14 protein-coding genes are annotated in these 14,518 nt (G+C 68.9%); 4 read left to right on the top strand and 10 right to left on the bottom strand.

Going from position 1 to position 14,518, the window contains the following annotated elements; genetic code table 11:
• Window positions 1-11: 11 nt before the first annotated feature.
• The 3 genes from B0920_RS21955 to B0920_RS21945 all read right to left on the bottom strand — a co-directional run bounded on the left by B0920_RS21955 (window position 12) and on the right by B0920_RS21945 (window position 2,940).
• Window positions 12-953, bottom strand: a complete 942-nt coding sequence (locus B0920_RS21955) for an alpha/beta hydrolase fold domain-containing protein (RefSeq protein ID WP_078034810.1) — start codon at window positions 951-953, stop codon at window positions 12-14.
• Between the two features lie 84 nt (window positions 954-1,037).
• The gene (locus tag B0920_RS21950; protein ID WP_078034809.1) at window positions 1,038-1,913 is read right to left on the bottom strand and encodes a pirin family protein; all 876 of its coding nucleotides are present in this window, start codon (window positions 1,911-1,913) and stop codon (window positions 1,038-1,040) included.
• Between the two features lie 115 nt (window positions 1,914-2,028).
• Window positions 2,029-2,940 carry a LysR substrate-binding domain-containing protein gene (locus B0920_RS21945; RefSeq protein ID WP_078034808.1) on the bottom strand — a complete coding sequence of 304 codons (912 nt, stop codon included), beginning with the start codon at window positions 2,938-2,940 and terminating at the stop codon, window positions 2,029-2,031.
• Between the two features lie 161 nt (window positions 2,941-3,101).
• Here B0920_RS21945 and B0920_RS21940 point away from each other — a divergent pair, with 161 nt between their 5' ends.
• Together B0920_RS21940 and B0920_RS21935 are read left to right on the top strand one after the other, a co-directional pair.
• Window positions 3,102-3,719 (top strand): isochorismatase family protein, encoded by a 618-nt coding sequence (locus tag B0920_RS21940; protein WP_078034807.1) that lies wholly within the window; start codon window positions 3,102-3,104, stop codon window positions 3,717-3,719.
• Window positions 3,720-3,747: 28 nt separating this feature from the next.
• Window positions 3,748-3,930, top strand: a complete 183-nt coding sequence (locus tag B0920_RS21935) for a hypothetical protein (protein WP_078034806.1) — start codon at window positions 3,748-3,750, stop codon at window positions 3,928-3,930.
• Here B0920_RS21935 and B0920_RS21930 read toward each other — a convergent pair.
• Window positions 3,927-6,350 carry a TonB-dependent siderophore receptor gene (locus B0920_RS21930; protein ID WP_078034805.1) on the bottom strand — a complete coding sequence of 808 codons (2,424 nt, stop codon included), beginning with the start codon at window positions 6,348-6,350 and terminating at the stop codon, window positions 3,927-3,929. The genes B0920_RS21935 and B0920_RS21930 overlap by 4 nt on opposite strands.
• A gap of 440 nt (window positions 6,351-6,790) precedes the next feature.
• On the opposite strand from B0920_RS21930, the gene B0920_RS21925 reads away from it, so the two are divergent.
• Window positions 6,791-6,994 carry a hypothetical protein gene (locus tag B0920_RS21925; RefSeq protein WP_078034804.1) on the top strand — a complete coding sequence of 68 codons (204 nt, stop codon included), beginning with the start codon at window positions 6,791-6,793 and terminating at the stop codon, window positions 6,992-6,994.
• A complete protein-coding gene (locus tag B0920_RS21920) occupies window positions 6,991-7,524 on the top strand; it encodes a hypothetical protein (RefSeq protein ID WP_078034803.1) in 534 nt (177 codons plus the stop codon). Before B0920_RS21925 ends, B0920_RS21920 begins: the two co-directional genes overlap by 4 nt.
• Here the strand turns inward: B0920_RS21920 and B0920_RS21915 are convergent.
• From B0920_RS21915 to B0920_RS21890, 6 genes are all read right to left on the bottom strand, one after another.
• Complete coding sequence (locus B0920_RS21915; RefSeq protein ID WP_078034946.1) at window positions 7,484-8,266, bottom strand: spermidine synthase; 783 nt, start codon at window positions 8,264-8,266, stop codon at window positions 7,484-7,486. The genes B0920_RS21920 and B0920_RS21915 overlap by 41 nt on opposite strands.
• Before the next feature lie 264 nt (window positions 8,267-8,530).
• Window positions 8,531-9,139 carry a glutathione S-transferase N-terminal domain-containing protein gene (locus B0920_RS21910; RefSeq protein WP_078034802.1) on the bottom strand — a complete coding sequence of 203 codons (609 nt, stop codon included), beginning with the start codon at window positions 9,137-9,139 and terminating at the stop codon, window positions 8,531-8,533.
• 15 nt (window positions 9,140-9,154) lie between these two features.
• On the bottom strand, window positions 9,155-10,525 hold the full coding sequence (locus tag B0920_RS21905; protein WP_078034801.1) for a PAS domain-containing sensor histidine kinase: 1,371 nt from the start codon (window positions 10,523-10,525) through the stop codon (window positions 9,155-9,157).
• A complete protein-coding gene (locus tag B0920_RS21900) occupies window positions 10,522-11,904 on the bottom strand; it encodes a sigma-54 dependent transcriptional regulator (protein WP_078034800.1) in 1,383 nt (460 codons plus the stop codon). Before B0920_RS21900 ends, B0920_RS21905 begins: the two co-directional genes overlap by 4 nt.
• Before the next feature lie 51 nt (window positions 11,905-11,955).
• Window positions 11,956-13,188 carry an ABC transporter permease gene (locus tag B0920_RS21895; protein ID WP_078034799.1) on the bottom strand — a complete coding sequence of 411 codons (1,233 nt, stop codon included), beginning with the start codon at window positions 13,186-13,188 and terminating at the stop codon, window positions 11,956-11,958.
• 16 nt (window positions 13,189-13,204) lie between these two features.
• Window positions 13,205-14,512 (bottom strand): ABC transporter permease, encoded by a 1,308-nt coding sequence (locus B0920_RS21890; protein WP_078034798.1) that lies wholly within the window; start codon window positions 14,510-14,512, stop codon window positions 13,205-13,207.
• Window positions 14,513-14,518 lie beyond the last annotated feature (6 nt).

The raw sequence follows: 14,518 nt of genomic DNA, 5'->3' as shown, positions 1-14,518 counted from the left end.
GTTATCGCGGCTCAGCGGCCGAAGGCGGCCAGGATGAAGCGGGCGGCCTTGTCGAGGGCGGCGCGGCTGCTGGCCAGGTGGGCGACGTCGAGCTGGAACACGTGGTGCATGCCTTCCCAGACCTCGAGGTCGACGACGCTGCCGGCGCGGCGCGCGCGCTCGGCGTAGCCGCGCGCGTCGTCCAGCAGGCGCTCGTCGGTGCCGACCTGGATCAGGAGGGGCGGCAGGCCGCGCAGCTCGCCGTACAGGGGCGAGGCGAGCGGGTCGAAGGCCGAGCGGTGCACCAGCACCTTGTTGGCGCAGTCCTGCAGGTAGTCGTAGCCGATCAGCGGGTCCTGCACGGCCTCGTCGCGCATCGAGGCGCCGGTGGAGGCGAGGTCGGTCCAGGGCGAGAACACCACGCCCGCGAGCGGCGCGCCGGCGTCGGGCAGGGCGGCGATCCGGGCCAGGGTGACCAGGGCCAGGCCGCCGCCGGCCGAGTCGCCGGCCAGCGCCACGCGCTCGAAGCCGCGTTCCCTCAGCCAGCGCCAGGCCGCCAGCGCCGCCTCGGGCGCGGCCGGCAGGGCAGCTTCCGGCGCCAGCGGGTAGTCGATCACCAGGGCCGGCAGTCCGGTGCGCGCCACCAGCTGGCTGACGAAGCCGCGGTAGGCCGCGGCCGAGCCCAGCACGTAGCCGCCGCCGTGCACATAGAGGATGGCCTCGCCCGGTTTGCTTGCCGCCGGGCGCACCCACCAGCCGCGCACGCCGTCGTCCTCCACCGCTTCCACGGCGACGCCTTCGGCCATGGGGCAGTTCGAGATGAAGGCGTCGTAGGTGGCGCGCAGGCTGGCGCTGCCGGCGGCCCAGAAGCGGGCGAACTGCTCGCGCAGCGCCGCCTCGCGCAGGCGCTCGTCGGGTTCGATGTTGATGAAGCTGGTGCTGCCTTGTCGGGTGTGGATCGCGGTGTCGGGCATGGTCGTCTCCTGTGCAGGGGTGTGTCGGGCCACGCCCCGCGGCCTGGGGCGCCGGGGCGGAGCGGATGTCGGTAAAAAGGGGCGTCAGCCGGCGATGCGGCCGAAGCGGCCCTGGGCGTAGTCGACCAGGGTGCGGCGCACGTCGGCGAGGCTCGACATGACGAGCGGGCCGTGCTTGACGAAGGCTTCGCGCACCGGACGGGCGGCGATCAGCACGAAGTGGGTGCAGCCGGCGGCGGCCAGGTCGAGCGTGGCTTCGTCGCCGGCGCCGACCGTGGTGGCGCTGCCCGCCTGCAGCACGCGCTCTTCCTCGCCCAGGCGCAGCGCCAGCTCGCCGGACACCGCGTAGATCCAGGCCTGGTGGCCGGCCGGGATGCGGTGCGCGAAGCGCGCGTCGGGGCCCAGGAAGCCGTCGAGCAGGGTCATGTCCTCGGGCTGGCGCTGCGCGCCGGCCACGCCGTTGCTGCTGCCCAGCACCACGCGCACGCGCTGGCGCGCCGTCTCGATCACCGGCACGGCGTCGGCAGTCACGTGCAGGGCGCGCGCCGGCTCGTGCTTGCGGCCGCCCGGCAGGTTGACGAAGATCTGCAGCGCATGGGTGCGCGCGCCCTGGTCCGGCTGCTCCTCGTGCACGGCGCCCCTGGCGGCCGTCAGCCAGTACAGGTCGCCCGCCACCAGGCCGAGGTCGTGGCCCAGGGTGTCGCGGTTACGGAATGCGCCGGTCGAATCCTCGAACATGGCGGTGACGGCCGAGATGCCGGCATGCAGGTGGGGCGCGAAGGTGGGCGCCGTCATCACGAAGTCGTCCACCATCAGCAGCGGGTCCATGCCGCCGTCGAACATCTCTTCCGAAAAGTGGGTGGCGTTGAAGCCGTCGCCGATGGCCTGGGGCTGGCCGGCGACGACCTTGCCCAGCCGTTGCAGGGCGGTGCGGGGGCGGTCCGCGAGGGTCGGGTGCATGATCGATACTCCTGTCGTTGCTGTTGCGAGCAATGTAAGAGATCGGCCGGCGGCCGGGAAGCCGGTGAAAACCGGACTTAGCGTCCAAGGAACCGGACGATGGGCGCGCGCTTCTTCAGAGCAGCACGTTCTTGGGGAATTCCGCCGCCAGGTGGTCGAGGAAGGCCCGCACCGAGGGCAGCAGCCCTTTGCGGTAAGGGAGCAGGGCGGTCAGGGTGGCGTCGCCGGCCAGCCAGTCCGGCAGCACGCGCTGCAGCTCGCCGCTGCGCACGGCGGCGCGGCATACATAGCTGGGCAGGGCCACGATGCCCAGGCCGCGGATCGCCGCCTGCTGCAGGCCGACCATGTCGTCGCTCAGCAGGCGCGGCGCCAGCGGCAGCACGAATTCGTCGCCCGGCTGGCGCGGATTGCGCAGGCGCCAGGCCGGCGCGACGCCGGTGCGCATCATGAACAGCGAGGCGTGGCCGCGCAGGTCCTCGGGCGTGCGCGGCACGCCATGCGCGGCCAGGTAGCCGGCGCCGGCGAACAGGTACCAGGGCGCGGGCGCGAGCGTCCTTTGCACCAGGTTGGAGTCGGGCAGCGGATCGGTATGGGCGCGCACCGCGATGTCGTAGTTCTCGCCCACGATGTCGACCGTGCGGTCGCCCGAGTGGGCGATCACGTTCACCTTGGGGTAGCGGACCAGGAAGTCCGAGATGATGTCGCCCAGCGCGAACTGCATGGTGGCCACGCCGGCGGTGCAGCGGATGGTGCCGGTCGGTTCCCCCAGGCGATTGCGCACCATGGCCTCGGCCAGTTCGGCCTCGCGCAGCATGGCCACCGCGTGGCGGTAGAACTCCTCGCCGGCGTCGGTCATGCCGAAACGGCGCGAGGTGCGGTTCAGCAGGCGCACCCCCAGGTTGCCTTCGAGTTGCTGCATCCGGTGGCTGAGGGTGGACTTGGGGATCTGCAGGCTGCGGCCGGCCGCCGTGAAGCCGCCGCGGTCGACCACGTGCACGAAGAAGTAGAAGTCGTTCAGGTCCAGCATCGTCACCCTATCGTCCAAATCGTTGGAAGCTGAGTCGCAATTTTGCCGGCTTCTGGCGCCATCGTCCAGTGGATAGGATGTTCTCACCACGACGAACATCGTGCCCCGGCGCCGCAAGGGCGGCCGCCGACATCACCCACCCACATCCAAGGAGAACCGCCATGAGCAAGCGCAGCTACGAACCCCTGACCGCCGACAACGCCGCCCTGATCCTGGTCGACCACCAGGTCGGCCTGATGACCGGCGTGCGCGACTACTCCACCGGCGAACTGAAACACAACGTGGTCGCCCTGGCCAGGGCGGCCAAGGCCCTGGGCCTGCCGATCGTGGTGACCACCACCGCCGCCGACAGCATGTGGGGTCCGACCTTCCCCGAGCTGGTGGAGGCGCTGCCCGGCGTCGGGATCATTGACCGCTCCTCGGTCAACGCCTACGACGACGAGCGCGTGGCCGCCGCCATCGAGGCCACCGGCCGCAGCAAGCTGATCTTCGCCGGCATCTCGCTCGAAGTCTGCGCCGCCTTCCCCGCGATGACGGCGGTGGCCCGTGGCCTGGACGCCTACGTCGCGGTGGACGCTTCCGGCACCTTCAGCGACACCAAGCGCCAGGTCGGCCTGCTGCGCATGCAGCAGGCGGGCGTGATCCTGTCGGACTACGCCACCCTGATGGTCGAGATCCTGAAGGACAACGGCCGTCCGCAAGCCGGCGCGGCCTACGGCGCCCTCGACATGCCCTGGGCCACCCTGGTCGGCCAGGTCGCCAGCGCCTACGCCAGGTAAGCGGGCAAGGGCGATCCGGGAGCGCAGCATGCCGATCTCGAACCTGATCCTGGTCTGCCAGTGCCTGCTGTTCGTGCTGCGGCTGTGCCGCCTGTGCCCCGGCCTGCTGCTGCCTTGCCTGAGCTTGACGCCGTGCCGGCCCACCAAAGAAAAAGCCCGCGATGCCGGGCTGCGGCATCGCGGGCGCTTGGGCAAGCCTGGGCAGGCTTAGAAGTTGTAGTCCGCCTTCACGTAGAACGAACGGCCGTTGATGCCGAACGGGCAGGTCTCCCAGCAGTGGGTGAAGCCCAGCTGCGGGAAGGGCGCGGCCTTGACCGGGTCCCAACGGGTCGGGTAGGTGTCGAACAGGTTGTTCACGCCGGCCGACAGGCTCAGGTTCTTGGTGAAGTTGTAGCGGCCGGTCAGGTCGACGATCCACTTGGCGGCCCAGGTCTGGATGAAGCCCGGGGTGAAGCCCTGGCCCTGCACCTCGCCGAAGTAGTTGGCGCGCGCGGTCACGTTCCACGGGCCGGTGGTGTAGTCGGCCGAGACCACGTGGTGCTTGCGCGGCTGGCCGCGCTCGATCAGGGTCACCTGGGTGTCGTCGAACAGCTGGGCGCCGGTCAGCACCGGCGACTGCGAGCGGCGATTGTCCACTTCGGTCTTGTTGAAGCCGAGCTGGCCGGACAGCACCAGGGTCGAGCCCTGGCCGCGGATGGTCTGCTGGGCCACGATGTCCAGGCCGGTGGTGGTGGTGTCGATCGCGTTCGTGAAGAACTGCGCTTGGCCCACGCGCAGCGGATCGAGGATCGCCTTGATCGGGCAGGCGGCGGCGGTCGGGCAGGGGCCCGTCTCAGGCGCGATGTTGCTCGAGAAGACGATGCGGTCGTCGATCTTGATCTTGTAGACGTCGGCGGTGACCGAGAAGCTGGTGGTCGGACGCAGGATCAGGCCCAGGCTGGCGCTCTTCGAGGTCTCTTCCTTCAGCGGCTCGATGCCGAAGGCGCGGGTCACGGCGCTGTTCTCGCGCGCGGTCAGGGTCTCGGTCAGCACGCCGGCCGAGTTCAGGTTGGTCGAGACCGAGCTGTAGAACTTCTGCTGCACGCCCGGCGCACGGAAGCCGGTCGAGACGCTGCCGCGCACGCCCACGGTGCGGCTCGGGTCGAAGCGGAAGTTCAGCTTGCCGGTGGTGGTGGTGCCGAAGTCCGAATAGCGCTCGTGACGCACGGCCGCGCCGACGCTCAGCTCGTTGCCGAACTTGCGTTCGAGGTCGAGGTAGAGCGCGGTGTTGTGGCGGCCGTCGTCGACCGCGGTGCCCGGGGTCCAGCCCGGGAAGCCCTGGATGCCGGAGGCCGCGATGCCGCCGTTCTGGTCGCGGATGATCTTGGTCGGATCGTTGGTGCGGCCGTACTGGTAGGAGACCGGGTCGCCCGCTTCGATCTCGTAGTTATCCTCGCGCCATTCGAAGCCGGTGGCCACGTACAGCGGGGCGCCGGCGAAGTTCACCGAACCCTTGAAGTCGAGGTTGAAGGTGGTCTGGTCGAACTTCAGGGTGCCGGTGTCGGCGGAGGTCGGCGAGGAGCCGTTCTCGTAGTAGTAGCTGACGTTGATCGAGTTACGCTCGTGGAACTGGAGCTGGCTGCGGCCGTGGGTCAGGCTGACGTCGGCGCTCCAGTCGCCGGCCAGGTCGTGGCGGTAGCCGACCGACAGCGAGGCGTCCTTGACGGTGGTGATGATGTTGGGCAGGAAGCCGTTCGGATAAATCGCCGGCACGTTGCGCGAGTCGCCCGCGGAACGGTAGAAGCCCGAGGAATCGCCCTTGCGCTTGGACGCGCCGCCGAAGGCGTACAGTTCGCCGCCGGCCAGGGGCAGGGCCGAGTTCATCCACAGGTAGTAGTCCTGGGCGTCCGAATCGCCGATGCGCTGGGTCACGCGCGGCGGGTTCACGCGCAGGGTGTCGACGCCGGCGCGGTTGGTCTCTTCGCGGTCGCGCGCCTCGGCCGACAGGTTCAGGTAGCCGCCGTCCTGGCCCAGGGCGAAGCCCTTGTAGGCGCTGAGCGAGTAGGTGTCGCCGTCGCCTTCGCTGGTGGAGCCCGCGCTCGCGCTCACGCCGCCGATGTTGGCGCCCTTCTTGAGGATGATGTTGATCACGCCCGAGATCGCGTCCGAGCCGTACTGGGCGGCGGCGCCGTCGCGCAGCACCTCGATCGACTGGATCGCCGACAGCGGAATCGCGTTGATGTCGGTGCCGGCCGAGCCGCGGCCGATGGTTTGCTGGACGTTCACCAGCGCCTGCTGGTGGCGGCGTTTGCCGTTGATCAGGACCAGCAGCTGGTCCGGGCCCAGGCCGCGCAGGGTGGCCGGACGGATGATGTCGGTGCCGTCGCTGATGAAGGTGGTGGTGAAATTGAACGAGGGGTCGAGATCCTGCAGGATCTTGCCGAGTTCAAGAGAACCTGCCGATTGCAGGTCCTTGGAGTTGATCAGGCCGACCGGCACCGCCGTGTCGAGCGCCGTTTTTGCCTGCGTACGTGAACCGAGCACCACGACCTGGGCTACCCCTTCGTCCGCCTGTTGGGCGGTTGCAGGAGCCAGGGCCGCCATGAGGGCGGTTGCCAACAGGGCGCGTTTCGGCAGTGTTTTCTTCGTCATCCTCAATCCTTAAGCGTTGTGTTGTTGTTCTCGTCCAGATTACTAAGACGCAAGTAAATATTAACAACGTGTTATAGAAAAGAAAGGATTGGTTATGAAATCTGGTACATACGGGTCGAACGTTTTTGCATAGGTGTAGCGCAAAAACCACGCATGTACTGTCTTGTCTTAAGTTTATGAGCAAAGGGTGGAAAAAATACGTTTCATTTGGTTCAGCAAAATTTCCTTTGGCCAAACCCTAAAAACGGCTTCTGAAGCGGGCTCAAGCGTCTTGTTACGTTCGCTAACAAGATCGCCACGAGTGCGTCATAAGTTGGCCTTAGCATAAGCGCCAAGCCGGTACCGATATCGGGGGGTATTCGGCCAGGCGGGGTTCGCTCCGCCGACCTGAACACGCCGCCTCCAGGGGCGGCATAGCAAGGCAAGCGAAGCAGCCACACATGACCCAGCGGCGAACAGACGAGCAAGGTGCGCTCGTCACCGAATACGCGTTGTTTCTGGCCGAGACACGCGGCATGAACGCGGGCATGCTGTACCTGGAGAGCTGCAACCTGTCCCGCGAGATCCTGCTGCGTGCGCTGCAGGGGCCCGGGACGCGCCGCCAGCGCGAGCGGCGGCAACAGCAACGGAACGAAAGCACATGAACATCACCCAGCTCTGCAAACGATATGGCCTCGAACACTATGGCAACCTCGAAGACGCATGGGACGCGTTCGGACCGTCCGGCATCGTGCTGATGCAGTTGTGGCACGGGCCGAACCAGCGCCTGCGCGAGCATCCGCTGCCGGGCGCCCACCTGCGCGTACGCTGCTTCGACCGCGCCCACCACGAGGCGGCGGGCGACGCCGCCTACCATGGGCGGGCCTGGAGCATCGCCGCCGTCGAGAACGGGGCGCGCGGCTACGCCGCGATGGCGATGCCGCCGTCCCAGCAGCGCGGCGCCGGGGCCTGGGCCAAGTACGCCAACCTGGAGCGCGTGTTCCCGGTGCTGGCGCTGGAGCGCGAGCCGGACGGCGATGTCTACGCGGTGCTGGGGATGCCGGTGCCGGCCTCCGAACTGGGCGGCGAGGTGCCCGGCCTGGTGACGGGCCGGCGCGGACGACCGGCGGCGCGCCAGCCGGCGCGGGCTACGCTCAGCCCTGGTGATCGCGCATCCAGTCTTTTAGTCCATTGACCCAGTTCTTGGCGGGCAGGTTCAGGCGCCGCTTGACCTCGAGGGCGCGCTCGTAGAGCAGCGAAAAGTCGAGGCTGGGCGCGTTTTTGAAGGCCAGCACCACGATGTTGGCGTCGTGGACCTCGGGCAGCCACACCACGGCGTCGAAGACCTGCTCCATCGCCTGCAGGTTCTTGTCGTAGTTGGCGAAGTCGCCGAACACATTGGTGGTCATGATGCCGCCTTCGCGCAGGCAGTCGAAGCAGCCCTGGTAGAACTCGGGCGTATCGAGCACCGGGCCGCGCGCCTCTTCGTCGTAGAGGTCGACCTGGAGCACGTCCACCGTGCCGTGGTTGGCGCGGTCGAGCACGAAGTCGAGGGCGTTCATCTCGCGCACGCCCAGGCGCGCGTCGTTGTCCGGCAGGCCGAACAGGGCGCGGCAGATCGCGATCACGTTGGGATTGAGCTCGACCGCGGTCACGCGCGCGGCCGGGAAACGCTGGTAGCAGAACTTGGTCAGCGCCGCGCTGCCCAGCCCGAGCTGGACCACGTGGCGCGGGTTCTGGACGAACAGGGTCCACATCATCATCATCTGCACGTATTCGAGCTCGATGGCGTCCGGCTTGGACAGGCGCATCGCGCCCTGGACCCAGGAGGTGCCCAGGTGCAGGAAGCGCACGCCCTCGAATTCGTCGATGGTGGCGGGCGGATGGCCGGGCTGGGCGAAGCGCGGGTCGATGGTGCGGGGGGAAGTGGGAGGCATGGAGTAATAATGATGTTCCGCCAGCTTCACACCGTCGTTCCGGCGAAGGCCGGAACCCAAGTTTGCTCGCGTTGCCGCTGCGTTCGATTATCGTGGCGACGCAAGGAACTTGGGTTCCGGCCTTCGCCGGAACGACGTTTTGGGGCTAACTGAAGAAGTTGCGGCGTTTGGCGATCTTACCAGAGCCGCTGGCGATAACATGCTGCCGTCCAGCCGTCCAGCCGTCCAGCCGTCCAGCCGTCCAGCCGTCCAGCCGTCCGCCGTTCAGGGCGTGCCGTTGGCGCAATGCTCCTTGAAGCCCGGCTGGGTCGCCAGCCGCTCGTACCAGGCGTCCACGTGCGGATACGTGGGCCGGTCCATGGGCGTCATCTTCCAGCGGTTCACCGACAGGCCCAGCACGATGTCGGCCAGCGAGAATTCCGCCCCCGCCACCCAGGCGTCGGTCTGGGCCTGCTGGGCCAGCTGGGCATCCAGGATGCCGATGTGGCGGTTCCAGGCCGCCACGCTGGCCGCCACCTGCGCGGGATCCTGGTGGGCGGGGCTGGCGCGCACCAGCGCCATGAAGGCGTAGCGCCAGGCCGTGTTGAGTTCGGTCGCCTGCCAGTCCATCCACTGCTCGACCGCGGCGCGCTCCCGCGCCTCGAAGGGCAGCAGGGCGCCCTTGCCGTAACGGTTGGCGAGATAGCGGCAGATCGTGTTCGATTCCCACAACACGAACTCGTCCTCCACCAGCACCGGCACCATGCGGTTCGGATTCAGGGTGGCGTACTGCTCCTGCCACTCCTCGCGCTCGACCGGCAGGCCGAGGGCGGCGCAGGTCCACAAGACCTTGCGCACGTTGATCGATGTCGCTTTTCCGATGATGGTCGGCATGCTTTGCTCCACGGGTCAGGGGATCTGCGGCCCTGGCAGGGCCGGGAGGATCAATGTTACCGTCAATCCGCCGCCTTCGCGGTTGGCCAGCGAAATCCTGCCGCCGTGGGCCTCGGCGATCTCGCGCGCCAGGGCCAGCCCCAGGCCGGTGCCGCTGCGCTTGGTGGAATAGAAGGGCACCAGGGCGTTGGTCAGCACCGCCTCGCTCATGCCGCTGCCGCGGTCCATCACGTCGATGCGGATCGCGTCCTGCACGCGGCGCACCTGCAGCTCCACCCCGTCCGGCGGCGAGCCCGACTCGTGGGCGTTCTTGAGCAGGTTCAGCAGCGCCTGCTCCATCTGGGCGGCGTCGATCCAGGCCGCCTCCGGCGGCAGCTCCGCGCCCAGGCGGAAATCCACCTGGTCCTGCAGGCGCGCCACCAGGGCCGGCCAGGCGCAGGCTTCCAGGCGCGGCGCCGGCAGCTTGGCGAAGCGCGCATAGCCGAGGATGAAGGATTCCAGGTGGCGGGTGCGTTCGCCGATGGTCTCCAGGATTTGCGGCAGGCGCTCGGTCTGGCCGCGCCGCACCAGCTCCGCCCCCGAATGCGCGAGCGAAGCCAGCGGGGCCAGCGAATTGTTCAGCTCATGGCTGATCACGCGGATGACCTTCTTCCAGGTCTGGACTTCCTGGCGCCGCAGCTCGGTGGTCAGGTGGCGCAGCAGCAGCAGTTCGTGCTTGCGCCCGTTGAGGGAAAAGGCGCTGCGCGCCAGGTGGTAGACCTCCTCGTCCTCGGCCTCGCCGGCCGTGAACAGGCCGTCGCCGCCGCGCGCCAGCGCTTCCTTCAGGGCGGGGGCGGCGCCGTCCAGCACCTCGCTCAGCTGGTGGCCTTCGAGCTTGCGCCCTTCGGACAGCAACTGGCGCGCCGCCAGGTTGGCGTAGACGATGGGGCCATTGCCGGCGCCGGCGTCGAGCACCAGCAGCATCGCCACCGGCGTGTTCTGGACCATGGTGTCGAGCAGCAGCTCGCGCTGCACCAGGCCCAGGCGCTGCTCGCGCAGCACTTCGCCGAGCGCGTTGTGGGCGGCGATCAGGTCGGCCAGCTCGTCGTTCTGCGGCCAGTGCAGGCTGAAGGAAAAGTCGCCGTCGCGGTAGCTGGCCACCGTGCCCTCCAGGGCGCGGAACAGGGACAGGATGGGCTGGATCTGGGAGCGAATGGTGATGATCGCGATCGGCACCACGGCCAGCAGGCAGACCGAGAACACCAGCAGCGGGCTGTCCGGGAACAGCTGGTCGAGGCCGATGGCGATCAGGATGCCCAGCGCCAGCAGGGTGCCGACCAGGGCCGACCAGCGCGTGACCAGCGACAGGCGGAAGCGCGAGCCCGGCTTGCGCGCCTCCCGGCTCATGCCGACCTGGCGATGCCGAGCCGCTCCATGCGCCGGTACAGGGCCTGGCGCGACAGGCCCAGCTCGGCGGCGGCCTGGGCCACCACGCCGCCGGCGCGCGCCAGCGCGGCGGCGATGGCGTCGCGGTCGGGCTCGGCGTCGGTGCCGGAGACGGTCCCGGTGACGGTCCCGGTAACGGTCCCGGTAACGGTCCCGGTAACGGCCGGCGCCGGCAGGCCGAGGTCGGGCGGCATGATCAGCTCAGCGCGCGCGAGCAGGCTGGCGCGCGCCATCACGTTCTTCAGTTCGCGCACATTGCCCGGCCAGGCATGGGCCAGCAGGGCCGCCTCGGCGCTCGGGTGCAGGCGCTTGCCCTGGGGGAGGAAACTCAGCGCCAGGGGCAGGATGTCGCCCGGTCGCGCCGCCAGCGGCGGCAGGCGCAGCTCGATCACGTTCAGGCGGTAGAACAGGTCTTCGCGGAAGGTCCCGGCGCGGATCATGGCGCCCAGGTCGGCGTTGGTGGCGCTGATCACCCGCACCTTCACCTGGCGCTCGCGGTTTGAGCCGAGGCGCTCGAAGCGGCCGGTCTCCAGCACCCGCAGCAGCTTCATCTGCCCGGCCAGCGGCAGGTTGCCGATCTCGTCGAGGAAGAGGGTGCCGCCGTCGGCCGCCTCGAACTTGCCTTCGCGCGCCTTGGACGCGCCGGTGTAGGCGCCGGCCTCGGCGCCGAACAGCTCGGCCTCGATCAGCTCGGAGGGCAGGGCGCCGCAGTTGAGCACCACGAAGGGCCCGTCCGCCACCTGGGAGTTGGCCTTGATGATCTCGGCGATGCGCTCCTTGCCGGTGCCGTTCGGGCCGGTGATCAGCACCGGCACGTCGGCGCGCGCCACCTGGCAGGCCAGGTGCAGCACGCGTTCGGTCGCCGGGTCCTGCCACACCAGGCCGCGCAGGTCGAAATTCTGCTCCAGCTCGCGTTTGGCGCGCCGCTCGCGCTGCAGGCGGGTGGCGAGCGCGCGGTTGGCCTGGCCCAGCTCGATCAGGTTGGTGACGGTGGCCAGCAGGCGCTCGTCGTTCCAGGGCTTGGACAGGTAGTCGGCGGCGCCGGCCTTGACCAGGTCGACCGCCGCGTCCAGGTGGGTCCAGGCGGTCAGCAGGATCACCGGCAGGTCGGGATGGCGCTGGCGGATCTGGCGGAACAGGGCCACGCCTTCCTCGCCCGAGGTGGTGTCGGCCGTGAAGTTCATGTCCTGGATCACCAGGTCCACCGGCTCGCGCGCCAGGATGGCCAGCCCTTCCTCGGGCGAGGCCGCGCGCAGCGAGGCGATGTCGTGCAGCGAGAACAGCACTTCCAGCGCGATCGCGACGGCGGCGTTGTCGTCAATGATGAGTACAGTGGGCATGGCCGCTAGCATAGCACCGGCTCAGTGGCTCAGGTACTGCGTCAGGTACAGTCAGGCACTGCGGGTGGCCAGGGCCGGCGAGATGCTGGCCGCGCGCCACGCCGGGCCGTAGGCCGCCAGGATGCCGAGCGACCAGAACGCCACGGCGCCGCCGCCGAGATAGGCGATCGGCAGGCGCGCCATCTCGAGCTTGGCGACCAGCAGGTGGTTCAGGCCGATGCCGAACAGGATCCCGCCGAACACCCCGGCGCTGGTGATCATCACGTTCTCGGTGATGAAGTAGCGCAGGATGTCGATCTTGCGGGCCCCCAGGGCGCGGCGCACGCCGATCTGCTTGCGGCGCTGGGTCACCCACAGGCTGGCCATGCCGACGATGCCCGAGCAGGTGATCAGGAGCAGCAGCACGCTGACCGTGATCAGCATCCAGGACAGGGCCACGTCGGCGCGGTAACGGTTGGCGCGGTCTTCCTCGGTGGTCTTGGCAGTCAGGATCATCGGGGTGGCCGAGGACTTGCGCAGGGCTTCCTCGGCTTCCTTCATCACGCGGTCGCGCTGGCCGGGTTCGGCGCGCACGGCGTACAGGCTGCCCGGGTTGCCGTACAGGCGAGCCGGGGTGATGGACGAGAACTCGCCGCGCTCGCCCACCTCGGCGTGGGCCGACTGCAGGCGTTCGACCACGCCCACCACCTGGGTCTCGAAGGCGCCCTCGCCGGTGCCGAAGAACATGGTCTTGCCGACCGCCGGCTGGCCGGGCCAGAGCTTGTCCGCCAGCGGCTTGGAGATGATCAGGGCCTTGGGGAACTCGGCCTGCTCGTTCTCGTTGATGTCGTTGATCTCCTGGGGCAGGAAGTCGCGGCCCTCGACCAGCTTCAGGCCATAGGCCTTGATCAGGGAGTCGGCGGTCACGTACTGCGAGGCCAGCGTGGTCTCGCGCTCCTGGCGCCGGTCCAGGGCCACGCTGCTGTTGCTGCCGCTGCGCGAGAGCGGCATCTGGCTGACGTTGGCCACCGCGACCACGCCCGGCACGGCGCGCAGCACCTCCACCTCGCGCTTCATGGCGGCCAGCTGCTGCTCGGGCGTGTCGTTGTTCAGGTTGCGCACCTGGAAGTAGAACACGCTGCTCTCGTCGGCCATGCCGGAGGGGCGCGCCGCCACTTCGCGGCGCTCGTTCACGATGTGCAGGGCGTTGGCCAGGATGCCCAGGCTCAGGGCCACCTGGAGCGCGACCAGGATCGGCCCGGTCTTGTTGCGCAGCAGGGCGGAAAGGATAGGCTTGATTTCCATGGTGGGTCTCCGGACGTTATTGCGACTTGAGCTGGATCGCCGGGGTGACCTGGCAGGCGCGCCAGGTCGGCAGCAGGCCGGCGACGATGGCGGCGCTCACCGACATCAGGAAGGTCAGGATCAGCATCTGCCAGTCCATGCGGGCGATCATGGCCATGCTCTTGCTCTGCATGCCGATCAGGGCCAGGGCGCCGAAGGCCAGCGCCAGGCCCAGCACGCCGCCGACCAGGCCGACCACGCCGGTCTCGATCAGGTACTGGCGGAAGATGTCGCTGCGCGAGGCGCCCAGCGCGCGCCGCACGCCGATCTCGGACGCGCGGGTCGAGAACTTGGCCAGCAGCAGGCCGATGGTGTTCACCAGGCACAGGATCAGGAAGCCGAAGGCCAGCCAGGCCGACAGCTTGCTGTCGTTGCCGACCACCTTGAGCTGTTCCATCCACTCCATCACGTCGTACAGCTTGTTGGGCGCGTTGCGCTTCAGGCGGCCCAGCTTGCGCTGGTCGGCGGCGTAGTTGTCCAGCCAGTTCTGGAGGTCGGCGCGGTCGGAGGCGCTGCGGGTCTCGAACCAGAACTGGAGCCAGGTGCACTCCGAGGCCAGCAGGTTGGCCCAGCCCGGGTCGCGGCGCGCGCTGCAGTTCATGCTGCCGCTGTGGCCGACCTCGAGCCGGATCGCGGTGGCGAAGGGAATGAAGAATTCCTCGCTGGTGATGCGGCTGCCGCCGATCAGCTTGTAGTAGCGCGGCAGCGGCGCCCAGTTGTCGATCACGCCGACCACGGTGAAGGGCTGGCCGCGCATGCGCAGCTCGCGCCCGACCGGGCTGGCCTCGCCGAACAGCTTCTCGGCGGTGGCGCGTCCCAGCACCACCACGTTGCCGCCGCGCTGGTCGTCGCTCTCGGTCCAGGCCTGGCCGTGCAGGAAGGGGACATTGAACATGGCGAAGAAGTCGCGCGTGGGCGCGATGCCGTAGGCGTTGAAGGCCGGGATGTCGGTGCGCGGCGGCTCGACCGGGATGTGCATGCCGTACATCACCGTGCGGCGCTCGCCCTGGCCGCTCTTGAGCAGGTTGACCGCATCCATGTAGCTCATCTGGTCGTCGTTGGGGCCGTCGCTCGGCGCCCAGCCTTCGACCGGGCCGTTGTCGATGTGCGGCACGAACAGGCGCTCGCTCTTTTCCGGGATCGGGTCGCCGGACAGCACGTGCAGGATGGTCAGGGTCGAGACGCTGGCCGCCACGCCGACCGCCAGGGTCAGCACCATCAGCGCGGTCAGGGCCGGGTTGCGGCGCAGGCTGCGCACGCCGAGCTTGAAGTAATAGGAGAACATGGCGCT

It is taken from the genome of Massilia sp. KIM, assembly GCF_002007115.1.
Lineage (GTDB): Bacteria > Pseudomonadota > Gammaproteobacteria > Burkholderiales > Burkholderiaceae_D > Telluria.
This window is presented reverse-complemented; position numbering and strand designations above follow the sequence as displayed.